General features: G+C 30.3%; 27 protein-coding genes. 7 read left to right on the top strand and 20 right to left on the bottom strand.

Annotation, left to right across the window (positions count from 1 at the left end; genetic code table 11):
- Nucleotides 1-6 precede the first annotated feature (6 nt).
- The 8 genes from ACZ5N4_RS02090 to ACZ5N4_RS02055 form a co-directional block, all read right to left on the bottom strand.
- Nucleotides 7-291, bottom strand: a complete 285-nt coding sequence (locus ACZ5N4_RS02090; RefSeq protein WP_464206734.1) for a hypothetical protein — start codon at nt 289-291, stop codon at nt 7-9.
- Nucleotides 292-341: 50 nt separating this feature from the next.
- A complete protein-coding gene (locus ACZ5N4_RS02085; protein ID WP_464206732.1) occupies nt 342-1,049 on the bottom strand; it encodes a DUF2786 domain-containing protein in 708 nt (235 codons plus the stop codon).
- Between the two features lie 145 nt (nt 1,050-1,194).
- The gene (locus tag ACZ5N4_RS02080; RefSeq protein WP_464206730.1) at nt 1,195-2,274 is read right to left on the bottom strand and encodes a hypothetical protein; all 1,080 of its coding nucleotides are present in this window, start codon (nt 2,272-2,274) and stop codon (nt 1,195-1,197) included.
- A gap of 13 nt (nt 2,275-2,287) precedes the next feature.
- Nucleotides 2,288-3,058 (bottom strand): hypothetical protein, encoded by a 771-nt coding sequence (locus ACZ5N4_RS02075; RefSeq protein WP_464206728.1) that lies wholly within the window; start codon nt 3,056-3,058, stop codon nt 2,288-2,290.
- A 75-nt stretch (nt 3,059-3,133) separates the two neighbouring features.
- Nucleotides 3,134-3,313 carry a hypothetical protein gene (locus ACZ5N4_RS02070; RefSeq protein ID WP_464206726.1) on the bottom strand — a complete coding sequence of 60 codons (180 nt, stop codon included), beginning with the start codon at nt 3,311-3,313 and terminating at the stop codon, nt 3,134-3,136.
- A 103-nt stretch (nt 3,314-3,416) separates the two neighbouring features.
- On the bottom strand, nt 3,417-3,581 hold the full coding sequence (locus ACZ5N4_RS02065; protein ID WP_464206724.1) for a hypothetical protein: 165 nt from the start codon (nt 3,579-3,581) through the stop codon (nt 3,417-3,419).
- Nucleotides 3,582-3,594: 13 nt separating this feature from the next.
- Nucleotides 3,595-4,113 (bottom strand): helix-turn-helix domain-containing protein, encoded by a 519-nt coding sequence (locus ACZ5N4_RS02060; RefSeq protein WP_464206722.1) that lies wholly within the window; start codon nt 4,111-4,113, stop codon nt 3,595-3,597.
- Between the two features lie 571 nt (nt 4,114-4,684).
- A complete protein-coding gene (locus ACZ5N4_RS02055) occupies nt 4,685-4,885 on the bottom strand; it encodes a helix-turn-helix transcriptional regulator (protein WP_464206720.1) in 201 nt (66 codons plus the stop codon).
- A gap of 162 nt (nt 4,886-5,047) precedes the next feature.
- Between ACZ5N4_RS02055 and ACZ5N4_RS02050 the strand changes: the two genes are divergently transcribed.
- Together ACZ5N4_RS02050 and ACZ5N4_RS02045 are read left to right on the top strand one after the other, a co-directional pair.
- The gene (locus tag ACZ5N4_RS02050) at nt 5,048-5,467 is read left to right on the top strand and encodes a helix-turn-helix domain-containing protein (RefSeq protein ID WP_464206718.1); all 420 of its coding nucleotides are present in this window, start codon (nt 5,048-5,050) and stop codon (nt 5,465-5,467) included.
- A gap of 77 nt (nt 5,468-5,544) precedes the next feature.
- Nucleotides 5,545-5,979 carry an ImmA/IrrE family metallo-endopeptidase gene (locus ACZ5N4_RS02045; RefSeq protein WP_464206717.1) on the top strand — a complete coding sequence of 145 codons (435 nt, stop codon included), beginning with the start codon at nt 5,545-5,547 and terminating at the stop codon, nt 5,977-5,979.
- A gap of 463 nt (nt 5,980-6,442) precedes the next feature.
- Here ACZ5N4_RS02045 and ACZ5N4_RS02040 read toward each other — a convergent pair whose 3' ends face one another.
- Both ACZ5N4_RS02040 and ACZ5N4_RS02035 read right to left on the bottom strand, forming a co-directional pair.
- A complete protein-coding gene (locus ACZ5N4_RS02040; RefSeq protein WP_464206716.1) occupies nt 6,443-7,861 on the bottom strand; it encodes an ATP-dependent nuclease in 1,419 nt (472 codons plus the stop codon).
- Entirely contained in the window at nt 7,858-9,048 is a 1,191-nt protein-coding gene (locus tag ACZ5N4_RS02035) for a GmrSD restriction endonuclease domain-containing protein (RefSeq protein ID WP_464206715.1), read from the bottom strand. Before ACZ5N4_RS02035 ends, ACZ5N4_RS02040 begins: the two co-directional genes overlap by 4 nt.
- Nucleotides 9,049-9,461: 413 nt before the next feature.
- On the opposite strand from ACZ5N4_RS02035, the gene ACZ5N4_RS02030 reads away from it, so the two are divergent.
- Together ACZ5N4_RS02030 and ACZ5N4_RS02025 are read left to right on the top strand one after the other, a co-directional pair.
- Nucleotides 9,462-11,057 (top strand): recombinase family protein, encoded by a 1,596-nt coding sequence (locus ACZ5N4_RS02030; RefSeq protein WP_464206713.1) that lies wholly within the window; start codon nt 9,462-9,464, stop codon nt 11,055-11,057.
- A 53-nt stretch (nt 11,058-11,110) separates the two neighbouring features.
- A complete protein-coding gene (locus ACZ5N4_RS02025; RefSeq protein ID WP_464206711.1) occupies nt 11,111-11,488 on the top strand; it encodes a manganese catalase family protein in 378 nt (125 codons plus the stop codon).
- A gap of 183 nt (nt 11,489-11,671) precedes the next feature.
- Here the strand turns inward: ACZ5N4_RS02025 and ACZ5N4_RS02020 are convergent, their stop codons facing one another.
- The 4 genes from ACZ5N4_RS02020 to surE all read right to left on the bottom strand — a co-directional run bounded on the left by ACZ5N4_RS02020 (nt 11,672) and on the right by surE (nt 16,046).
- A complete protein-coding gene (locus tag ACZ5N4_RS02020) occupies nt 11,672-13,618 on the bottom strand; it encodes a serine/threonine-protein kinase (protein ID WP_464206709.1) in 1,947 nt (648 codons plus the stop codon).
- A gap of 174 nt (nt 13,619-13,792) precedes the next feature.
- Entirely contained in the window at nt 13,793-14,014 is a 222-nt protein-coding gene (locus tag ACZ5N4_RS02015; protein ID WP_211143561.1) for a YuzB family protein, read from the bottom strand.
- A gap of 30 nt (nt 14,015-14,044) precedes the next feature.
- Complete coding sequence (locus tag ACZ5N4_RS02010; RefSeq protein WP_464206707.1) at nt 14,045-15,259, bottom strand: NAD(P)/FAD-dependent oxidoreductase; 1,215 nt, start codon at nt 15,257-15,259, stop codon at nt 14,045-14,047.
- A 22-nt stretch (nt 15,260-15,281) separates the two neighbouring features.
- Nucleotides 15,282-16,046 carry a 5'/3'-nucleotidase SurE gene (gene surE, locus ACZ5N4_RS02005; RefSeq protein ID WP_464206706.1) on the bottom strand — a complete coding sequence of 255 codons (765 nt, stop codon included), beginning with the start codon at nt 16,044-16,046 and terminating at the stop codon, nt 15,282-15,284.
- 335 nt (nt 16,047-16,381) lie between these two features.
- Between surE and ACZ5N4_RS02000 the strand changes: the two genes are divergently transcribed.
- The 3 genes from ACZ5N4_RS02000 to ACZ5N4_RS01990 are packed head-to-tail and all read left to right on the top strand — an operon-like array spanning nt 16,382 to nt 17,696.
- Nucleotides 16,382-16,609 (top strand): alpha/beta-type small acid-soluble spore protein, encoded by a 228-nt coding sequence (locus tag ACZ5N4_RS02000; RefSeq protein WP_211143558.1) that lies wholly within the window; start codon nt 16,382-16,384, stop codon nt 16,607-16,609.
- Between the two features lies 1 nt (nt 16,610).
- Nucleotides 16,611-16,844 (top strand): alpha/beta-type small acid-soluble spore protein, encoded by a 234-nt coding sequence (locus ACZ5N4_RS01995; RefSeq protein WP_464206704.1) that lies wholly within the window; start codon nt 16,611-16,613, stop codon nt 16,842-16,844.
- Nucleotides 16,845-16,874: 30 nt separating this feature from the next.
- Nucleotides 16,875-17,696 (top strand): RecT family recombinase, encoded by an 822-nt coding sequence (locus ACZ5N4_RS01990; RefSeq protein WP_464206702.1) that lies wholly within the window; start codon nt 16,875-16,877, stop codon nt 17,694-17,696.
- A 96-nt stretch (nt 17,697-17,792) separates the two neighbouring features.
- On the opposite strand, the gene ACZ5N4_RS01985 is transcribed toward ACZ5N4_RS01990, so the two are convergent.
- The 6 genes from ACZ5N4_RS01985 to murQ all read right to left on the bottom strand — a co-directional run bounded on the left by ACZ5N4_RS01985 (nt 17,793) and on the right by murQ (nt 22,296).
- Nucleotides 17,793-18,161, bottom strand: coding sequence for a NifB/NifX family molybdenum-iron cluster-binding protein (locus ACZ5N4_RS01985; RefSeq protein WP_464206700.1), 369 nt, complete (start codon nt 18,159-18,161; stop codon nt 17,793-17,795).
- 14 nt (nt 18,162-18,175) lie between these two features.
- Nucleotides 18,176-18,541 (bottom strand): ArsR/SmtB family transcription factor, encoded by a 366-nt coding sequence (locus tag ACZ5N4_RS01980; RefSeq protein ID WP_464206698.1) that lies wholly within the window; start codon nt 18,539-18,541, stop codon nt 18,176-18,178.
- A gap of 242 nt (nt 18,542-18,783) precedes the next feature.
- Nucleotides 18,784-19,125, bottom strand: a complete 342-nt coding sequence (locus ACZ5N4_RS01975; protein WP_308041172.1) for a cupin domain-containing protein — start codon at nt 19,123-19,125, stop codon at nt 18,784-18,786.
- Between the two features lie 233 nt (nt 19,126-19,358).
- Nucleotides 19,359-20,084: a glucosamine-6-phosphate deaminase gene (nagB, locus tag ACZ5N4_RS01970; protein WP_464206694.1), complete on the bottom strand. Its 726-nt coding sequence runs from the start codon at nt 20,082-20,084 to the stop codon at nt 19,359-19,361.
- A 17-nt stretch (nt 20,085-20,101) separates the two neighbouring features.
- On the bottom strand, nt 20,102-21,265 hold the full coding sequence (gene nagA, locus ACZ5N4_RS01965) for an N-acetylglucosamine-6-phosphate deacetylase (RefSeq protein WP_464206692.1): 1,164 nt from the start codon (nt 21,263-21,265) through the stop codon (nt 20,102-20,104).
- Nucleotides 21,266-21,405: 140 nt separating this feature from the next.
- Complete coding sequence (murQ, locus tag ACZ5N4_RS01960; protein WP_464206690.1) at nt 21,406-22,296, bottom strand: N-acetylmuramic acid 6-phosphate etherase; 891 nt, start codon at nt 22,294-22,296, stop codon at nt 21,406-21,408.
- Nucleotides 22,297-22,350 lie beyond the last annotated feature (54 nt).

The raw sequence follows: 22,350 nt of genomic DNA, 5'->3' as shown, positions 1-22,350 counted from the left end.
AACCATCTATGCTTTTCTTTTATCCATTCGATAGTAACTTTCATGAACCTTTTTAATTTGTGTTGAAATATCATCTAATACATTTTCTATCATTCCACTGTTCCACAAGCTACTATTTATATCTTTATAACTTTTCGCATTAGTTACTTCGTCTAAAATAGTGTATTTCAAATCATTTAACACAACACTGTCATAATAATTACTTAATATTAATCTTTTTGCTCTTGTTTGCCATTTTTTTAATGTAGCATTAAGTTCGTTTTCTTCTTCAACTGTATGTTTATTGCTCAAATTTAACTTCCCCTCACTTTACTACACAATATCTTCACATTTCGACCCTACTAATTACTTGTAGTTCCTAGAGATAAAGTTGGCTCATTCTCAACTTCTCCTTCTGCAATTTTATCTGATATACTAAACTTTTCACCATCTTCACAACCTTGATAATATACACTAGTATAACCTTGAAACTGAGTATTTGTATTTACTGTACCTTTAAATTCTATATTTTCATGTGCTTCAACGACCTCTGCATCTTTAACAAGAACAAGTCCCCATTCTTGATTTGCTTTTTTCTGTTCCTCAAACATATTATTTAAGCCTTTAATAAACCCTAATGCATAGTCATTTTCAAGCCCTTTAGTACTATAACCATCCCTAGAATACTGATATCTTAATCTTTTTACTGTACTATTAATACAATCTACAGCATACTCTAAAACTATATTGCATACGATTATATCTTCCTCTCTTCCAAAGAAAGCAATAGTATGAGTTCTTCTCAATTTAAAATAATAATAACATCCAAAGTTATCTGCTATTAATCTTGCTAATTTCGCTTTCCACTTCGCTTTTGTAAAGGAAACTGCACTTATCTTCTCTTTGATTGCACTATTATATATTTTAAAATCTTTAACTTCCTTTAGTGAAAGCTTATGCTTCGCAAGTAACTCTTGAGCTTTAAGTAATGATACCTTAGCTTCATTTTCGTTGCTACTCTCACTTAATGCTAAAAGCTTTTTAATTTTTTTAACTACCTTAATATCCACTCTCTCACCCCTCTGTTTCTAGGACATAATAACTGTTTTTCTTGCGTAAAAATCTCTATAAGCAAGGCTTATAGTTTGATTTTTAGCTCTTACCACCATCTACATACTCATTGCGTACTGAATTTTTTAATAAAATCCTGCTCTCTTAATCCCAACCTAGAAGCTGTTTTTCTAAATTTTTAAAGTCATACTCTCTCTGCTTGAAATTATTAAAGTTGCTAGCTCCTTTAACTTCAAAAGGCTTTTGTATCTCCTGCTTATTATCATAATTGCCCTCTAAAACCTTAATCATATTTGAACTTTTTATAAGCCAATCAAAACTGCAGCCTTGCCATCTTCCACTTCTCCCTGAGAGGAAATCACTTTGCTCTGCTTTAGTAAATAACTTAATAAACACATTTATATCTTTATACTCATTCCAGTAAGCTTTTAATGTTCTCTTTCTGGCATTAGAAAGCTTCTTAACCTTTGGCATAGCTCCACAAATGCTATTAAAAGCATTTATAATATCTTGATAAGGTACTTTGATTCTAGTATCAGATGTTTCATCTGATGAATTTAAGTCACAATTTCTATTTAAGTTATCCACATTATCCACAATATTAACAACATTGTCTCTATTTTGATAATTATTATATATATTATCTTTTTTATTTTCTTTTTCTTTTTTGTTTTCTTTTTGTCCACCTGTCGTTGACGTGCCGTAAAACGTACCGTTATTCGCATTGTCTACCGACTCGTCAGCGTCACTAGGAATACTTGAGTTATCTTCTACCTTATTAGGATCATCTATTAATCCATACTTAACTAATTCATTAATAAAGACTTGTTTTATAGTTTCATTTTTGATGCTGCCTAAAACATAAAGTAATAACGACTTGTCCTCTATTTCTTTAAAGTCCTTTTTAACACAGTCTACTATTGGTGTGCCTCCATTTTTAAGGTTGAACTTTCCCCAGTTCTTAATAGCTATTTCTCTAGTTTCTTCATTGTATTTAATAAGATTATGATGTTCTTGAAATCTAAATATTAAGCTGTTCACAGATTCCATAGAATAACCCATCTCAAAAGCTATAAGTTTTTTAGTTATTCTATATATTCCACACTGAGTTGTATGTGGGTTGGTAAGTAAATATAAAAAGAAAAGCTTATCCTCAGGTGTAAAATTTTCACTTACCTTTGGATCTTCCCAAAAGTTTGTATAAACATATCTAAATTGAGCCATAATTCTTCATCTCCTATCCGATAATTTTTAATACAGAACTGCGACCTATTGCTGTGTGATTTGTACCATTATTAAAAACAATGTTTAAAATTTCATTGCCTAAGCCATATTCACGTACTATAGTTCCTTCTATAACCCTCTTACCATATGAAGCTTGTACAAAATCCCCTACTTTAACTCTTTGTTGTATATCTTTTTCTATTTGTCTATTAGGTATCATATAAACTTCATCTTCTTGACATTCTATCTGCTGAATACTTTTAAATTCTAGTTCCCATCCGTTAGGTAAAATATCTATGACCCTATCCTGAAGCTCTATAAAGATATTTTCATCTCCCTTTCTATGAATCACTCTTTTAATATCTTTTCTTCTTCTGCCAATCCAATTATGGAGCTTATCCGTTTGTACTTTTGTAAATTTAAACTTCTCCTGCTCAGGACTAAAATAAATAATTCTATCCCAAGGAAGCACTGGTGACCTTTTAGCAAAATTAAATTCCTCAATTCCAGATTTATTTATGTAGTGAGTTATAAACATATCCATTTCTTTAGTTTCAACCCCAATACTTCCAGCACTATAACGAACTACTCTTGAAACATTGCCTTGTAATTTAAACTTATCTAATACCTCTTCTTGAGCTAATGTCATCATAGGTATACTAACAAGGTTTATTTCAAAAAACTCTCTCTTTTCAACAACCTTCTTTGGAACAGTTATATCCCATATACTCATTTGCCCATCTAGGATTACTGGTGGTAAATCTTTAATTTTCTTTTTACTCATTTGAATTAATCCCCCTTTAATGCTATAATGGGGCTAAGATACTTTGCCGAGTATCTTAGCAAATACTACTTTTAATTAGTTGAGCCCTTTGCCGAGGGTTCTTTTTATATCCTTTTCTAATGCTTTTAATTTTTCTAAAGGTAGCAAATGTATGATTCCATCTTCTCTATACTGTTCAATAATAGATGCAAATTCTAAGCGTTTGCCTGGAGCATTATGCATCATATCAATAATGCTTTCTAATACTTCAATCATCTTTGCACCTCTCTACAGTCAAAACTCTGAGCCTTTCTTATATTAAAAATTTGAACTTTGTCTTTTTCTATATTCTTTAATCTAAATGAAATTTTTTTACCATTCATATAGTTAACCTGCCTTTGTCTATTAGTTTTCTTTTTAATCTTTCAAGAGCTTCTGAGTGAATTTTTCTATCTCTCTCATTCTTTTCAACCTTAAGTAAAGCTTTTAATGCTCTAATTAACTTCTGTATTTGATTAATGTTGTTTGATATTTGTGTCTCCATTAAATTCACCTTTCTAAACATCTTTTAAGTATTTTCTGCTTACCATTTTTTCTTTCTGTAACCTGAACATTTCCTTAATATCTAAATGATATTCCCTGCACATTATAGCTATGTAAATTGCACTAGCATTAAAAACATCTATGGTCTCCTGAATACTAGATTTCACAATCTCAATGTCTTCTTGACTGCAGGTTCTAGGATTTTTATATACTTTGGTTAGGTTTATGGCTCTTATTGCCTCACTAAGCTCTTCTATAACTTTTTCCTTTACACTTGCTCTGTGCATGTCTGCAGCTTCACCGTCAAGCCAATGAACACTGAAAACACCACCACAGTTTTGATTAGTTGATTCTAAATAAACTCTCGGATCATCAAGCTCCTCACAAATTAAATTTAGGTTGTCCAAATTTATAGATCTTCTTCCAGTTTCTATGGCACTAATAGTCTTGTTAGATAAAAAGCTTAACTGCGCCAGTTGCTCCTGTGTAATACCCTTTATTTCTCTGGCCTCTCTTATAGCAAAACCTATCACTTAGCTACCCCCCTTGTAGAATTTAAGTCTAATTTTTCTCTATCTTGTAGAATCAAATACCTACTTTTCTACAGTGATAACTGTTATTATGTAAGTAACGTATTCTTACTCCTACCTTTGAAATTTAGCCTTCTTTCCCGTCTGACTTTCCAAATGCATTCCAGTGAAAGTCAACTTTTCTTTCTCTCTCTTTTAACTTTAGTACACCTATTTTTAGCTTCTGCATAGGAACTAAATTTATTTTAAATATCTTTCCCTGCTGCTCTTGCAGCTCTTACACATTTCCAAGCGACAGCATTTAATCTCTCCAGTATTTTTTTTATATCTTCTGGTGTTTTATCTTTATACGCATCATCACATATTTTTATAGTTGTGTTGCCAATTTTGTATTCTTCTACAACTATTTAAAACACCCCCTTAAAAATTTTATCTTTATTAGTTTATGATTTTGGTAGATTATGTGTGATTAGTTACTGTTACAATACATCTTCTTAATTTCTAACGAAGTGTATTGTATGTGCTAAACAATACTAAAGTCTTGGATTACATTTTTTAACCTTATTGTTTCACTTTATGCAACAATAAGGTTAAAAAAAATTTCCTCGATAGTTTTCTGAAACTTATCTGAAACTAATTTTGCTTCATTTAGAGAAAACTTTACGGAACCATTCTCTTTTTTTGAGTAAGTTGCTTTAGTAACCCCAATTAATCTAGCCATATCTTGACATGACAACCCTTTTTCAATTCGTAACTCCTTAACTCTATTTTTCAATATCTTCACCTCCCTTGTTACACAAAATGAAACTCTATATTTTCATTTTAATTTCACTTTGCGAAACTGTCAATATATTTTTAAAAAATAATTTCGTTTTATGCAACTCACTATCGTTTCATTTTATGATACTGTATAATATTACTGTAAGGAGTTGGTATGATGTCATTGGGTGAAAAAATTAAAGAATTAAGAGAATCCAAGGGGTTAACGCAAGAAGAGTTAGGAAGAATACTTAATGTTTCAAAACCAAGTGTATCAAGATATGAGGCTAATACAAATGAACCTAATACCGAGACACTAAAACAACTAGCTAAATATTTTAATGTTTCTATAGATTATCTTTTAGGTTTTTCTAATAAAACTACTGAAAAACCAGAGAATATAGATGAAAAATATCCTAATATAGCTGATGTAGAAGAAGCCATGAAAATAATAATGACTCAACCAGGACTCATGTTAAAAGGTGAACTTCTTACAGATGAGGATAAAATAATTCTTGCAAATTCTATTCAAAACGGATTAAGATTAGCTGAGGAGCTGAGAAAAAAGAGAAAAGAAAAAAGTATGAAAAATAAATAGCTAATTATAACGCTGTTGGAGAAAAAGGTGTTTTTGATAATAAAATTTAAACCTTAATGACTTGAGTAGGTGATTGAATGAATGATATTATTAATGAATTATTAAAAAAGTATGGAACTAATAATCCTTTTGAACTATGTACATATTTAGATATACATATTGTAAAAGAGGACTTAGGTAAGCAAATATATGGATACTTACAGAGATTAGATGATAATCTGGTAATAATTCACATAAACAATACTATACCGTATCATCTTCAAAAATACTCTTGTGCGCATGAATTAGGACATGCTTTACTTCAACCAGATTTATCTATTGGATTTTTTATTGAAAATCCTCTTTTGGTAAAGAATAAGGCAGAGATAGAAGCAGATAAGTTTGCTGCTGAACTTCTTATACAAAAGGAGGATATAGATGATCACTTTCTGAAAAATATGAGTCTTGACCAAGTAAGCTCGTTTTTGGGATTACCTCGTGAATTAGTTGAGTATAAGTTTATAAAAAAATAATTTAAACTTAAGTTTAGATATTTTTAATATGTATTTTAAAAATATTTATCACTAATGATTTTGTTGAGTAGATCTATTTTCTAAAATATTTAAGTAAACTAAATAAATCTTCAAGAAACTATATCAATTATAATTTCCTAAAGATTTATGTTGTTTCAAAAACATATTTTACCTTATTCTCAAATGTTTAAGTAAATCTATAATTAAATAAACTTTATATTCAACACTTTCATCAAAAGATTTACACTATCACTCATAATTTTTCTCCAAAGATAAACCTCAATAAACTTTACTCAGTATTTGACTATAACTACTTTGTTTTCAATATTCAACTTTTCTTATTTACACATAATTTCAACTCTATTGATGGAGTGTAATTAAAAAATTCCTTAATTCAATAGTTATTTAACAAGTATAATTCTCTGAATTTGATTTAAAACTATCATCCTTTTGTCATTACAAATTATTCACACAAGATACTTAATTTCCTTTCGAATGCTTGGACGTTTTTCTCACGATCATTATCCTCAAGCCAAAGAAGGAACAGTTTTTCAGTCAATAGTTCTAGAGAGACTCCACTTTCTTTAGAAAATAAAGTATACCAATCATGATGGTTTTCACCTTCTATTTTAGTTAAAATTCGAATCAGTTCACTTTTTGCCTTGCCAGTTAACTCTGCTAACTTATCAACTTTTTTAACAATTGTATTTTTAAACTCAGCCTCAACTGCATCAATTGTTGGCAAAAAGTCATATTTCCATACATTCTCTTCACTACATTTATCAATCTTCTTCTTCATATCTCCATCATATAGACCTATGAATTTGTAGTCTATAAATTTAGAATATGGAAATTTTAATCTTTCAGTTATATGGTTTTCTCCACCTACAAATTCAATATTATACCTTTTTAAAATACTAGGATTATTTCTCAAGATAATCATTATAAGAAACATCCTAGCCACATTATCCTCTACAAAAATAGTTCCTTGTTTTTTTACTTCTAATCCTAAATCACTAAGGATATCTATATTTTCAATTGGTTTGCATATATCAACATTACATCCATATCTTGATACTACAGTTATATTGTCTCTCCTTATATTTTTTATAACAAATGGTGAGTGTGTTGTAAGCAAAAAAGTAATTCCTTTTATGCTAGACTTTTTTGCTATAAGATTCATTAACTTTTCTTGAGATTTAATTCCAATAGAGGTTTCAGGCTCTTCTATTAAAACCAATGAATTATTTTGTGTTTTATAAATTGTCCACCAAATGTAAAATAACCAGTGTTCTCCAAGGCCCATTTTTAAAGTATCATACTTTATTCCATATGATTCAACTCTGAAATAAGGAATTGCTCTATTATCTTCATCTTCAATGTTAATTAAAGTAATTTTATTATAGTTCTTACCTACTATGTAATTTAAATCGTCAATATCTTCTTGTTCCAAAATCAAAGGCTCGTATTGTTCAAGTAATTCTTGTAAATTATCTTGAGATAAAAATTTAATTACATCTATTGAGTTATCATAATCAATAAACCATACTTTCTCTCTATTCTCATCAAATTGAATAAATTTTATATCATCCTTATTGCTATAAGCTTGTTGTCGTTTGTCACTACTTATAATTGCTTCAACTTTTCTTCCTTGAAGTTTTATTATATCTTGCTCTTTTGTCTCAAGACCTAATATATCTTTTAATGATAGTATGATTGAAGATTTCCCTGCGCCATTTAACCCACAGATAGCATAAATTCCACTTCCAAGCGGCAAATCTGGTATATCATTCATTCCATTTAAACATAATAAATCTATAGATTTATCATATTTTCTGTTATTTACTTTGTTCCAATAGTCCGTAGCTTTAGCCCTTCTCATAATATTTCACCCCCCCAATTATATCTTTCTTCAAATTTTCCAATACAATTGGGCAGATTCTTATTATCATCAAATTGGGAAACAAACCACTTTAATGATTCATTTTCTTGATCAAAATGTAGCATTCTGTAGACTTCTAAAATTATATCTCTGGCAATTATTGACGCAGCATCTGTACTACCCATACTTGCTTTTTGGTTAAATAATAAAAACATACCTTGATAAAATGGATAACTGGTTTGAAGTTCCTTAATTTTTTCGAATTCGCGGCTAAACATATTAATCTGTAATTTCCCTTTTGCATATAATCGTGAATTTTCAAATCCATAAATAATTTCTCCTAAGGAGTTATTATCTAGGTTATATCTATTCCTAACAATAAATAACAACCAACTATAAAGAGTAGCCTTATTTAAAGATAAACGATCTGTTTGTATATAATATTTATTTCTAATAGAGCTTAATAATAACTCCAGAACCTCTTTTGCATCATGTATAATTTCAATTGAAAAAGTGCTATCAAGCCTATATTTCTCAGTTAAATCATTTGTAGTTATCTTTTTCTTTAATGAATTAATTTCAAGGGTATAGCAAAACTTAGATAAGACCTCATCATACGCCATTCTAGAGTTAGAAAAACCAATGGTATCTTTATTCGCCCCGATATCTTCAAAAAAATTTACAAGTTCTCTTATTTGATCTCTTGTCTTGCCACTATAAGCATTTCTCTTTTCGGCTGATGTAAGAGTTGCAGGTTGATTCAATCGATTAAATAGTTCTGCAGGTTCATCAGGATTATATTCAGTTAATCGAATTACAATAATATTATACTTTCTAAATTTTCTCTGCAAGTCTGCGTTTAATTGATCGTATACTTTCCCATTTAAAATCTCAATATTGGGGTCTTCTGGCAATATTCTACCATCTATTGCTATTTTATTATTAAAAAAATCTCTTATCGCCGCTAGCCTCTGCTGTCCATCCAAGACTTCATCAACATAATTAGCATTTTCAATAACATGAATCGGAGGTATCTTCCATCCTCTAAAAATTGAATCTATTAGTTTACGTTTCTTTTGAATCGTCCAAACTTCTCCTCTTTGAAAATCAGGCTGTAAGTTTATGTCATTCTGTTCTATTCGATTTAATAATACTTCTATTTCTATTTCTGAACTGCTGCATTTCATAAAAATAATCCCCCCTATAACTTAGCGCTTAATTTAATCTTTCAGATTTTCTTTATTAAAACCTATACTCTGAATTGCCATATAATATACAATTTCATATATCTATAGATTGTATTTTTATTACTTTTATATCCTTAAATAATTTTTTATAAATTTCAATTATATAAATTATTTAAGGGCTTTACACATTTTTTCATGTCAACACTGCTTATATTTATCATTATACAATAATGTGGATTATTTTACAAATTATTCCCTTAATATACTACAAAATTCTTGTTTGATATTCAAATATATATTTGATAACATTAAAATATATTTCTACTTAAAATAAGGTTTACTATTTGCATTTAATAATTAAACAATTAGCACTTTAGTATGCTCATCACTTAATCTGAAAGGTGGATAAACCTATGTCATACTGTCTATATCTAAGAAAATCAAGAGCCGATATGGAAGCTGAATCTAGAGGCGAAGGTGAAACTCTAGCCAGACATGAAAAAGCTCTATTAGAACTTGCGAAACGTCTAGAGCTTAATATAATAGAAATATATAGAGAAATTGTTTCAGGCGAAACTATTGCTGCTAGACCTGTTATGCAACAACTTCTCTCACAAGTTGAAAATGGCTTATGGGATGGAGTTTTAGTTATGGAAGTTGAACGTCTAGCTCGTGGTGACACCATAGATCAAGGTATAGTTGCTCAAACCTTCAAATATTCAAATACTAAAATAATAACTCCAATGAAATTATATGATCCAAACAATGAATATGATGAAGAGTATTTTGAGTTTGGATTATTTATGAGCCGTAGAGAGTATAAAACTATAAATAGAAGACTGCAGCGTGGAAGAATCCAGTCTGTAAAGGAAGGTAAATTTTTAGGAACAAAACCTCCCTATGGATATATTAGAAAAAAGATTCAGGGCCAAAAAGGATTCACTTTAGAAATTAATCCAGGGCAAGCTGATATAGTAAAAATGATATTTGAGCTTTACACAAAAGGTGAAAAGCAAGAAAATGGAGAATATATGCGCTTGGGCGTTGGTCTTATAGTTAGAAAACTAAATGAACTAAGAATACCACCAATGAAAGGTGATGTATGGGTTAACTCTACTATCCAAGGGATATTACGTAATCCAGTATACATAGGTAAAATTCGCTGGAACTCCCGCCCTGAAAAAAAGAAAATGGTGGATGGCCAGATGGTAAAAGAGCGCCCTAGAGCAAATCCTGAGGATTGGATACTTGTTGATGGACTACATGAAGCTATAATAGATAATGATACCTTTGCTCTTGCTAAGGAGTATCTTGCAAATAACCCCTCAACTCCATGTCCAAAAGAGCATAGAACTAAAAATCCTCTTGCAGGATTGATCGTATGTGGTTTATGCGGTCGTAAAATGGTGAGAAGACCATACAATCAGACAAAAGCACCAGATACTCTACTATGTCCTGCTACAGCCTGCTCTAATATTAGCTCTCAACTATCTTATGTTGAGAATAAATTACTTACAGCTCTTGAAAACTGGTTAAAAAATTATAAGCTAAATTGGGAAGTGAAAGATGAAGCTCCTAATGAAGATGTACAGCTAGACATAAAAAAGAAGTCTCTTAAAACTCTTGATGATGAGCTTAAAAATCTTCAAAAACAAATGGAGAATATACACAATTTACTTGAGCAAAGGGTATATTCTGTAGATACATTTCTTGAACGTTCAAAAGTTATTAATGAGAAAATCATCAAAGCACAAAATGACAAAGAAACTATTCTTAGTGAATTACGTTTTGAGGAAGCAAAAAATGAAAGTCAAAGAATAATTATTCCTAAGATTGAAAGAGTACTTGAACTATATAAGGCTACAGATGGTCCTGCATTAAAAAATGAGCTATTAAAAGAAGTAGTTTCAAAAGCTATTTATACTAAAACCACAAAAAATAGTCACTGGCATGACAAACCAGACGACTTTGAACTTGTTTTGTACCCTAAACTACCAATAAATAATTAAACTTATAACATTGTGGTACAGAAGAATTAGCTCACTTAGAGATGGTCGGCTCAATGGTTCATCAGTTAATGAAAGGTGCAAGCATTGAAGAAATTGAAAAAGCAGGAATGGGAGCTTACTATTCAGATCATGGTAAAGGCATATATCCTACAAGCGCCTCTGGTTCTCCATTTACTGCCGCATATATTCAGTCAAAGGGAGACCCTATAGTAGACTTAACTGAGGACTTAGCTGCAGAACAAAAAGCTAGGGCAACTTATGAATATCTTATCACTCAAGCTGATGATCCAGACGTAATAGAACCTTTAAAATTCTTAAGAGAAAGAGAAGTTGTACATTATCAGAGATTTGGTGAAGCTCTTAGAATAGTTCAAGACCACTTACAAGAACCACATTTATTTGTAATGCCAAAACCAGATTTCTTAAAATAATATATATCCACAATTAGAGTAAAAGCTTTTGATTATATAAAAAATTCATTAATTCCCATAAAGTATTCCCTCATTATAGTAAGAGCCTAGTTTTAGATAAGGTACTATACCTTAGTCTCAAACCAGGCTCTTTAGTTTGTTATCTCTAACAATTGATTTTTCATAATCAATTTATTAAATGTTTTATTTTGCATTGATAATAAGATTTATTTCCTTGGAAAACTCTAGCGTACTGTCCGAATTAATATTTGTTTTTAATATAATTTTTTTCGTATCAGAATTAAAGTTGGTAAAACTTATTTTTATGTTATCTACCTTCGCTCCTGGAGCAATATTAGATAAGTCTGTAGATGATGCTGTCGTTGCCTGTACGTACTGATTTTTATCATTTACCAGGTAAGTATTCCCATCATGTTTAATTGATATCTTTTTATCTGTATTATTCTCTAAGTAGCAATATGCTATAGCCTCATTTCCCCTAAACTCTATATATTGTAGTTTCATAATAAGCTTATCATTATTCTTTCCACACAAAGCTACCGGGTCAACCTGATATGCTATATCCTTCACTTCCTCATCTTTATTATTGCCCTTATTATCATTCTTGTACTTTCCCTTAGCCTTTCCATTTCCTTTAGACTTTTCATCATCTTTCCCATTAGAACTGTTTCCTAAAATTATAGGTGAATTTTTATTTATACTTCCTTCAACAATTGTATCTTTAGGTGCTGGTTTTTGAGCATTAGTATTCTTATTTTGTGAAGTATCACTTTTACTAGGTTGAGTGTTGTTATTTGGAATGTTTTCTTGATTATTATCTTTATCAATATTAACTACATAATCATATTTTTTCCCATGATCAGTCACTAAATAAATTGCTGCTGCGGCAATAAAAATCCCTATAATAGGTAACATTATTCTCTTTGCCAACTTTCTGCTGGTTTTAGTATTACCTTCAACAGGAGTTTTTACATTTTTCGTCTGCTTATTTTTTCTTTTTCTTAGAATGAATTTTAAAAGCCCCTTAGTTTTGAGCATACCTTTAAACCTTAAGCTTTGCAGAGCCTTACCTTTAAAGAGCTTATTTTCTCTTATTTTATCACTTTTTAATTTATCTACATTTTTAGTTTCTTGAGATTTATCTATATCTGGTTTATTTTTAAATTCATTATTAAAAGTGTTTTTGATTCCTGTTACTTTTGTTTCACTAGAGCTTATGGTTTCTTTCTTTCCTACAACTTTAGTTCCAAAGGAATCATCAATATTATTTTTTATATTTTCGCCATCAATTAATAATGTTTTAGTATAATTACCTATATCTCTGTTATTTATTAGTACTGTTTTATCATCATTCCCTGATAAAAAATTGCTAATATCACTCTGAAGTTCTTCTATTGAAATATATCTTGTATCTTTGTCAATTTGCATTGCCTTCTGTATTACTGCTTTTAGTCTATCATCAACTTTTCCATCATAACTTTCATCTTTTAATGCTTCAAATAAAGTAGAGGGAGCTTTTCCTTTAATAATAAAATACATTACTGCTCCGAGACCATATATATCCGTTTTCTTGCAGGTTTGTTCACTGCCATACTGTTCAGGAGCTGCATAACCCTTAGACCCCATATAAATAGTATCTTTATTCCCATCTCGCTTATATACTCTTGAAATACCAAAGTCTATTAAAACAATTTTACCACTTGAGGTAATCATAATATTGGATGGTTTCAAGTCTCTGTATATAATAGGTGGATCAAAACTGTGTAAATAAGCTATTATATCACTTATACTAATTACTATTCTGCATATTTCCTGGTCATCTATAGGTCGATTTCTATTAATATAGCTTTCTAAAGTTTCACCCTCAATATAGTCTTCAACCATATATAAGTTATCTTGTTCATAAAATATATCTACTACCCTTGGAATCCCAGGGTGACTTAGGTTCTTCAAAATATTAGGTTCTGCTAAAAAGTCCATCTGACCTTTTAGTTCTTTACTAACTTCTTTAATTGCCCACAAATTTCCTAACCTTATATTTTTACATAGATAAACAGTGCTCATACCCCCTTGACCAAGAGTTTTTATAACTTCATATTTATTATCTAGAATATTTCCACTGTTTAACATAGCCTCACCTCCTGTCTTAAACCCTATATATAGTATATAAGATTTAATTCTAATCCAAAAAATTCTTAGTCGTATATTAATATACGTATGAAATTTATAAATTAGGGGGGTACATTAAAAAAAGAAGAAATCTTATATATTCATTTTATATAAGATTTCAAAACTTGATTCGTATTATAATGTTTTTTCCTTTATCTTTTCAAATAACTCATCTGGTGTATCTGCTTGGATGAGTTCATCATCAAATAGTGCAAAAGGGCCCACTGCACAATCTCCACAATAACCTAAACATGGTTCTACTTCTACAGTAACATGCTGAATTTCATTTTTTATTCTATCAACTAACACATCAGTTCCATGGTTAAAATTATTTTCACAAAATTTTATTTGAGCCATATGATATTACCTCCTGTAATGTATATCGATCTACTTCTTGTTCTTTATTATTTCAATTAAATCATTTACATATACATCACTAAAATTAATATCTCCTAGGTCTATTTTTTCCTCTATAGCTTTTTTTAATATAGGCGAATTTTTGATACTTCCGACTACTATAGCTCCTGTAATTTTATTATTACTTATTAAAATTTTACTATAAGATCCCTCGTCTTCATTTATTACTATATTATCTGCATTATCTTCATATATATCTCCCATAGAAAATAGAGAAATATTAAATGCACTTAATGTAGTTACCGGTGCTGCGGGTTTATAAATAACATCCTTTCCTAACATGTTATATCCTGCAGTAGTTCCTTGAGCGATGGCTATATTCCATAATCCATATATTTTATTATCAAATTCTGCAACATCTCCAGCTGCATATATATCTGGAATACTGGTTTCCATCTTCTCATTCACTATTATTCCTTTATTAACTTTAATATTTGTTCCCGTTAAAATATCAACATTAGGTTTTATCCCTACTGAATAAATAATTAAGTCACAATTAATAAATTTTCCTGCATCTATTATAATGCCTTCTACACCATTATCATTAGCAGATATCTTACTTATATTGTTATTAAGCATCACATCTATTCCATTAATAGTGATAGAATTATGGAGCATTAAAGATGCTTTTTCATCCAACTGCTTTGGCATAAGCCTTGGAGCAATTTCAGAAATAATGACCTTCTTTCCCATTTGATTTAGTATCCAGGCTAATTCTAATCCTAATATTCCTCCGCCTATTACCAGTATTGTATTACTTTTTTGAACTTTATCAATTATATTTCTTGCATCTTCAAGTGTCCTTAAAGTTAAAACACCTTCTTTGTTTATTCCATTTATATCAGGAGTAAAATTTTTTGCTCCATTTGCCAATAGTAACTTTGAATAAACCTCTTTAGTACCATTTGAAAGTTCTACTTCTCTTTTTTCAGTATTAATTGAAGTAACCTTTAAATCTTTGTATAGCGTAACTTTATTTTCTTCATACCATTCTTTTTTTTGAAGAAGTATTTTACCTTCATCTAGTGAATCTAATGCTCCCTTTGTTAACCTTACACGATTATATGGATAAAACTTTTCCTCTCCATATAACTTTATTTCACTTTCTTTGTCATTCTCTCTTATTGCTTTTATAGCACTTATAGCAGTTATTCCATCTCCTACAATAACTATTCTTTCATTCACTATTCATCACTTCCTATGATTATTAATGTTCAGTACTGAACATATTCCTTACATCGCTTAAAATTTTAAAATTTGTTAAATCATAATGAAGAGGTGTTAAAGTAACATATCCTCTTTTTAAATAGTATATATCAGTATCTTCATAATCATAATCATTTATTTTGCCGGCTAAGCTGTAAGTTTTATGATTGTCCTCCGAAATTTTTTCTATAAAGTAATTATCATACAATCTATTTCCTATCTTGCAGACTTTTATTCCTTTTATATTCTCTTCTGATTCCAATGGAACATTAATATTTAATACAACATCATTTTTCATTCCTAAATTTTCGATTTGAGATAGTATTTTTAATGCATATTTAGCGGCAACTTCGTAGTTATTAGCACCATCTTTAATGTGTGATGATAATGCCATTGAAGGTATTTTATACATAGAAGCTTCAATTGCTGCTGATACTGTTCCAGAGTATATTACATCTGTGCCTACATTCGCACCATTATTGATTCCAGATAAAACCATGTCTACTTTTTCATCAACAAGTTTATCTAATGCTATTCTTACGCAGTCTGCTGGTGTACCGCTAACACTATATATCTTTGACTTTATCCCTTCAATTTCCACCTCTTTAACAATAAGTGGCTCTGTTATAGTTATTGAATGGCCACAAGCACTTCTTTGGCTGCTTGGCGCCACAATAACAATATCATGATATTTTTCAAGTTCTTTTGCCAATATTATTAAACCTTTTGCATTAACTCCATCGTCATTTGTCAGCAATAATCTCATAAATTAATCCTCCATAGTCTAATAAAATAAATATGATTTTATTATATCTTTAATTTATCACAACTTTCTACATTTTATAAATTTAATTCAAAAATTAACAGTTTAGCCATACAAAGATATCGAATAATAAAGAAACTAACTAGAAAGTTGGCTTATACAGAAGTATATTTTTCCAAATTCGAAGTAGATTTATAATTTATACAAATTAAAATTTCCTAACTTTGAAAAACATTACTTTAATTCATTATTACTTAGTATTTGTAAAAATCATTATAGAATACGAAAACAAATTGTACAAAAACTATTTATGATACGATATCTAGGAGGGAATTTTTATGAGCAATAGACGTGGACCTTTAATTCCAAAATCCCAAAATACACTTGATTCTCTTAAAGAAGAGGTATCTAATGAACTTGGCATAAAAGAAGTTCCTCACGCTTTCGAAGATGGACACTGGGGATATATTCCTGCAGCTACCTGTGGTGCAGTAGGTGGATCTATGGTAAAGAAGATGATAGAAAGCTTCGAGAGAAATCTTGTTTCGAAAGGTGGAGAACATTAATATGAACAATATGAATAATATTAAAAAACATCAAAATTATATTGAAAAAATGGAGACAGCTAAAACAAAAACAGAATTGGCAAAGGAATTAGGCATTAATATCCCAAAGGATGGATACTGGGGCGATATACCATCAAGAATATGTGGTACCGTTGGAGGCGCTATCGGTGGCAATATGGTGAAGTCAGCAATAGAACAATATGAAAAGAATCTAGTTGAAGAAATAAAAAAATAATTTATACGCACCAATAAGGAGGTGTGTTAAATGGTAGAAAGTACAGTTCAAAACTCTCAACAACAAACATTAAACTTTAGCGAAGATCAAATTAACTTAATAAAGAATAATGTTGCTAAAGGTGCTACAGAAGATGAGTTAAGAATATTTTTATACTTAGCTAATCAATATAACTTAGATCCCTTTAAAAGAGAAATTTGGTTTACCAAGTATGGGAATCAAACTAATATTATGACAAGTAGAGATGGATATTTAAAATTTGCACAAACTAGTCATGAATTTGGAGGACTAATAAGTTTCGTAGTCCATGAAGGAGATGCTTTCGAAATAGATGCTGGCGAGTATAAGATAACTCATAGATTTGGCACTAAGAGGGGAAAAATTATAGGAGCATGGGCTAGATGTGACAGAAAAGGTAAAAAACCTTTTATAAGTTATGTATCCTTTGAGGAATATAATCAAAATAATTCTATATGGAGAAAATATCCTAGTGCTATGATTCAAAAGGTAGCAGAAGTATTTGTTTTAAAAAGAGCCTTCGGAATTAATGGCTTAGTAACCAAAGAAGAGATAGGTGACCCATCATCCGAGCAAAATTCTGATAACTTGAATTCTAAAGTTCATATGATGAAAAAAGATCAAAAGACATCAATATGGGAATTAGCAAGATTAAAAGATATGTCTATCGATAACTTGAAACAATACACTATGAAAGAATTTGATACTCCGCTTTCTCACTTAACTTATGATCAAGCAGAAGCATTGATTCAAAAATTGTCTGCTATGGAAAAAGATGAAGAAGGTAAACCAGATCAAAAAGACCTAACCGATAATACTAAAAATGAAGAATAAATAAAAACAAGCATATAAGATATATATTCTATATGCTTGTTTTATTAATATAAATCATACTACAAAATTACTTTTAAATAATACTGCTTGATTATATTAATGTGAGCAACCATGATGATTGCAGCTATTTTTTGCAGAAAACTCCACTAGCTGATTTTCTTTTAATAACTGAATATTATCTGAAACAGATCCCTCTCCAACCTTATATATCTTTATTCCTTGGCCTTGTAATTTTGTTAATGCGCCAGCTCCAATTCCACCTACTAATACTACATCAACCTGTTCCCCAGCTATTGCTTTTAGGGGTTGACACATTCCATGCTGATGATGTAAATCGTTGTTATTAATTGCCTTTAAATCTCCATTCTCTGAATTATAAATTAGAAATATTGGAGCTGAACCAAAATGATTATATGGTATACTTTCTAACCCCTGATTTTCTTTTACAGGAACACATACTTTCATAATTTATTCTCCTCTCAAACTTTATTTTTTTGACAGCATATATTTTTCCTACCTTCACATGCCTTATTACAAATCTCAGATGTATGTAAATCAAAGTTACAACAACTCAAAGGCAAGTCTTCGTTGAGTTCGTTAATAAAATTAATTGTATCTAAAAGTATAGGACTTTGAAGCTTATAATTTACGTAATAGCCCATTTTCTCACCAATAATTACGCCTGCATCTTTAAGGATTCTTAAATGTTGAGATACTGCAGCCTCTGAAATATTTAGATGTTTTGAAAGACCTTTAGCACAAATATTTCTTTTTGAAATGATAATTAGTATCTTTAGTCTGGTCTCATCTCCTAATGCCTTAAATACTTTTACTATTTGCTCCATTTAATCCTCCATTTAGTTAAGTAATTACTTAACTAAATTATATATCACTTAACTATATTTGTAAATACAATTAATAGTAATTAAATTTTTCCTCACGTTCCTGTAGCTTATAAAGAAACTAACAAGAAAGTTAACCTATACCAGCGTATAAGTCAACTGACCGTCTAGTAACCCTATACAAAATGCCTGTGTTTACTACAACTATTTGTAGTAAACACAGGCATTTTTAGCAACTAATATTTTTATGCATTAAAAACAACGACTAATAACATTTTAAACTTTTCAGAAGCATATAACGCATGTGGAATTCCCGCAGGCATTACTATTGTTTCACCTTTTTTAAGATTAAACTTCTCTTCTGCAATTGTTATCTCAGCACTACCATCCAGTAAATAAACCATAGCATCTCCGCCTGAAGAATGTGAACTTATTTCTTCTCCCTTATCAAATGCGAATAAAGTAACACTTAAGTTTTTTCCCTGAGATAGAGTTCTGCTAACAACTTGACCTTCTTGATATTCAACAAGTCCTTCCATATCTAAAACCTTAGAAAAATCTATATTCTTTATAAAATGTTGTGCCATAATACCAACCTCCCAAATTTATTTTCTATAATATAAGTATAATGTAATATTTGGTATTCTTCTGTAACATAAGTTACCATTTAATTATTAATTTAGGTTCTATATCAATTATATATATTATGCTAACCAACAATTACTAAACTCATTCTTATAAACTTGGTTTTCAATATTACTGACACTCAATTATCACATAAATAATTTAAAAATATAGAGAAACTAACTAGAAAGTTGACTTATAGCTTACTTGCAGCTTCTTTGTCTACAATTATAGCAACATCTTGATGAAGCTGTAATATTGATGCTGGCACTTCAGGAGATATTTTTCCATTTACTGTTTTAGCTATTGCATCTGCTTTTGATGCTCCATTTGCCAAAAGAACTATTTTTTTAGAATGCATTATTGTTTTTATTCCCATACTGATAGCCTTAGTAGGAACTTCCTCTATGCACTTGAAAAATCTTGAGTTGGATTCAATAGTTTTTTCATCTAAATTTACAAGATGTGTTTCTGCCTCGAAGTTGACATCTGGTTCATTGAATCCTATATGCCCATTTACTCCTATTCCAAGCACTTGTATATCTATTCCTCCTGCTTCTTTTATCCTCTTTTCATAGCTTATGCATTCTTCTTCTATATTTTTTACCATACCATTAGGTATATTTATATTTTCTGTATCAATATTTATGTGTTTAAATAGATTATTTGTCATATAGTAATTATAGCTTTGATTGCTATCCTTACCTAATCCGTAGTATTCATCTAAATTAAAAGTTTTAACTTTTGAAAAATCTATCATGTTTTCATTATACATTCTTATTAACTCTTTATACATTCCTAGAGGTGTATCTCCTGTTGCTAAACCAAGTACACTCTCTGGTTTTAAGATTATCTGGCTTGCCATCATAGCCGCCGCTTTTTTGCTCATTTCTTCATAATTTTCTACAATAATTATTCTCATACTTAGCACCTTCCTATTTATATTTTAGTAAAGACAGTATTACCTTCAACGATTGTATGACTCACATTATATCCCTCATCAAATATAACTATATCAGCATCTTTTCCTTCTTCTATACTTCCCTTTCTATCACTAATCCCTATATCTTTTGCAGAATTTAATGATACCATTGATATAGCTTGATAAATATTCAGGTTTGTATTTTCAACCATATTTTTTACAGCCTTATTTAAAGTTAAAATACTGCCAGCTAAAGTTCCATCCTCTAGTCTTGCTGAGTTATCCTTAACTATAACCTTTTGACCTCCAAGCTCTGAAACTCCATCCTTCATACATCCTGCTCTCATTGAATCAGTTATAAGTATAACCTTATTCACTCCTTTTATATTAATAACAGTTTGAAAAACACCAGGGTGGACATGTATTTTGTCAGCTATAAGCTCACAGTTTATATTACTGTTAAAAACAGCACCAATAACTCCCGGTTTTCTATGATTAAGTGGACTCATAGCATTAAAAAGATGAGTAGCATGACTTACGCCTTTTTCTATGGATTCCATTGCCTCTTCATAAGTAGCATCAGAATGGCCTATAGATAGTACTATGTTTGTATTTTCCTTTATAGATTTTATAAATTGAGAATTATTATCCTTCTCCGGCGCCAAAGTTATAATTTTTATTACATCCTCATAGCCATTTATAAAATTATAATCAGGCTCTATTATATAATCTTCCTTCTGAGCGCCTTTATACTTTGGATTTATAAAAGGACCTTCCATATGGGCACCTAAAACCTTTGCGCCTCCTAAATCCAGCTTCATTCCTTCTTTAATATTATCAAGCGCTTTATATATTTTCTCCTTACTCATTGTCATAGTGGTTGGCAGAAATCCTGTAACACCATTTTGAGCTATACTTTGACTTATTACTTTTAAATCTTCAATCTCACCATCCATAGCATCTCTTCCACCTGAACCATGTATATGCAAATCTATAAATCCCGGAGAAACATATGAACCTTTGGCATCAATTATATCAATTCCATCATAGCTACTTTGGCTAACATTCTTTTCAAACTCAAGCTTATTAATTAAACCTTTTATTCGAGTATCGAATAAAACTACTTTATCTTCTAATATACAATTCTCCAGTATAACTTTCCCATTAATAATTGCTCTCACTTTTTTCACCCTTTCTAAGTTTAATTAGGTACATTCAAATAAATAACAATTAAAATATACTATTCACGTTGGCTTATTGTTTATTTGAATGTACCTTTAGCTTAAAAATAATCATTTTTTTATTTAATAACTAAGTGATATTAAATAGTAGTGATATTTATATCACTTAAAGCCTCTGCTACTTTGCCATTAGCCGCTTCAAGCGCCTTTATAGCTTCTTCAATACTTATTCCTGATTTAATAACAACTATAGCAACCTTAGCATCAAAATTACATTTTTCTAACACTGACTCAACTGTATTAATATCAGCACTGGTAGCCAAATTAACTATCTCTTTTACTCTTTCCTTTAGCTTTTTATTTATTGGCTTTACACTTACCATTAAATTTGAATAAGTTTTACCCATTCTTATCATGGCTGTAGTGCTTAGCATATTTAAAATCATTTTTTGTGCTGTTCCTGCTTTCATTCTTGTAGAGCCCATTATAACTTCTGCTCCCACATCTACCGCTATAGTTAAATCGCATATTTCACTTAACTTTCCGTGGGTCCTGCATATAACACCAATAGTTTTACATCCAAGTTTTTTCCCATATTCCATAGCTCTTTTGACATATGGAGTATTTCCACTAGCAGTAACCCCAACTAGAACATCCTTGTCGGTAATATTTTTCTCTTGAATATCCTTTACTGCCAGTTCTTCGTCATCTTCAGTATGTTCCAACCACCCGCTTATGGCGTCCTTACCACCGGATATGATTCCTTGAACCATTTCATCATCTACACCAAAGGTTGGTGGACATTCAGAAGCATCTATAACACCTAATTTCCCACTTGTTCCACTACCTATATAAAATAATCTTCCACCCTTTTGAAAAGAATTTACTATTATATCTACAGCACCAGCTATGTTATCCAGCTGCTCTTCTACTGCAGTCGCTACTTTTTTATCTTCTTCATTTATCTTTCTAAGTATTTCTAGAGCGCTTAGATTATCTATATCCTTTGTATTTGGGTTTCGTCCACTCACTTTTATTCCTCCTTTTACTCGGAACACTGGGTAATTTTGCTCGTTTCCACCAGC

The organism is Clostridium nitrophenolicum (assembly GCF_055391695.1).
The sequence above is the reverse complement of the archived record's forward strand: the minus strand, read 5'-3'. Positions and strand labels throughout refer to the sequence as shown.

Excerpts from the sequence above, each read along its gene's own strand:
- ACZ5N4_RS02080 (WP_464206730.1), bottom strand. The coding sequence starts at position 2,274 with ATGGCTCAATTTAGATATGTTTATACAAACTTTTGGGAAGATCCAAAG.
- ACZ5N4_RS02075 (WP_464206728.1), bottom strand. The coding sequence starts at position 3,058 with ATGAGTAAAAAGAAAATTAAAGATTTACCACCAGTAATCCTAGATGGG.
- ACZ5N4_RS02070 (WP_464206726.1), bottom strand. The coding sequence starts at position 3,313 with ATGATTGAAGTATTAGAAAGCATTATTGATATGATGCATAATGCTCCA.
- ACZ5N4_RS02065 (WP_464206724.1), bottom strand. The coding sequence starts at position 3,581 with ATGGAGACACAAATATCAAACAACATTAATCAAATACAGAAGTTAATT.
- ACZ5N4_RS02050 (WP_464206718.1), top strand. The coding sequence starts at position 5,048 with ATGTCATTGGGTGAAAAAATTAAAGAATTAAGAGAATCCAAGGGGTTA.
- ACZ5N4_RS02045 (WP_464206717.1), top strand. The coding sequence starts at position 5,545 with ATGAATGATATTATTAATGAATTATTAAAAAAGTATGGAACTAATAAT.
- ACZ5N4_RS02040 (WP_464206716.1), bottom strand. The coding sequence starts at position 7,861 with ATGAGAAGGGCTAAAGCTACGGACTATTGGAACAAAGTAAATAACAGA.
- ACZ5N4_RS02035 (WP_464206715.1), bottom strand. The coding sequence starts at position 9,048 with ATGAAATGCAGCAGTTCAGAAATAGAAATAGAAGTATTATTAAATCGA.
- ACZ5N4_RS02030 (WP_464206713.1), top strand. The coding sequence starts at position 9,462 with ATGTCATACTGTCTATATCTAAGAAAATCAAGAGCCGATATGGAAGCT.
- ACZ5N4_RS02025 (WP_464206711.1), top strand. The coding sequence starts at position 11,111 with ATGGTTCATCAGTTAATGAAAGGTGCAAGCATTGAAGAAATTGAAAAA.
- ACZ5N4_RS02020 (WP_464206709.1), bottom strand. The coding sequence starts at position 13,618 with ATGTTAAACAGTGGAAATATTCTAGATAATAAATATGAAGTTATAAAA.
- ACZ5N4_RS02015 (WP_211143561.1), bottom strand. The coding sequence starts at position 14,014 with ATGGCTCAAATAAAATTTTGTGAAAATAATTTTAACCATGGAACTGAT.
- surE (WP_464206706.1), bottom strand. The coding sequence starts at position 16,046 with ATGAGATTATTGCTGACAAATGACGATGGAGTTAATGCAAAAGGTTTA.
- ACZ5N4_RS02000 (WP_211143558.1), top strand. The coding sequence starts at position 16,382 with ATGAGCAATAGACGTGGACCTTTAATTCCAAAATCCCAAAATACACTT.
- ACZ5N4_RS01995 (WP_464206704.1), top strand. The coding sequence starts at position 16,611 with ATGAACAATATGAATAATATTAAAAAACATCAAAATTATATTGAAAAA.
- ACZ5N4_RS01990 (WP_464206702.1), top strand. The coding sequence starts at position 16,875 with ATGGTAGAAAGTACAGTTCAAAACTCTCAACAACAAACATTAAACTTT.
- ACZ5N4_RS01985 (WP_464206700.1), bottom strand. The coding sequence starts at position 18,161 with ATGAAAGTATGTGTTCCTGTAAAAGAAAATCAGGGGTTAGAAAGTATA.
- ACZ5N4_RS01980 (WP_464206698.1), bottom strand. The coding sequence starts at position 18,541 with ATGGAGCAAATAGTAAAAGTATTTAAGGCATTAGGAGATGAGACCAGA.
- ACZ5N4_RS01975 (WP_308041172.1), bottom strand. The coding sequence starts at position 19,125 with ATGGCACAACATTTTATAAAGAATATAGATTTTTCTAAGGTTTTAGAT.
- nagB (WP_464206694.1), bottom strand. The coding sequence starts at position 20,084 with ATGAGAATAATTATTGTAGAAAATTATGAAGAAATGAGCAAAAAAGCG.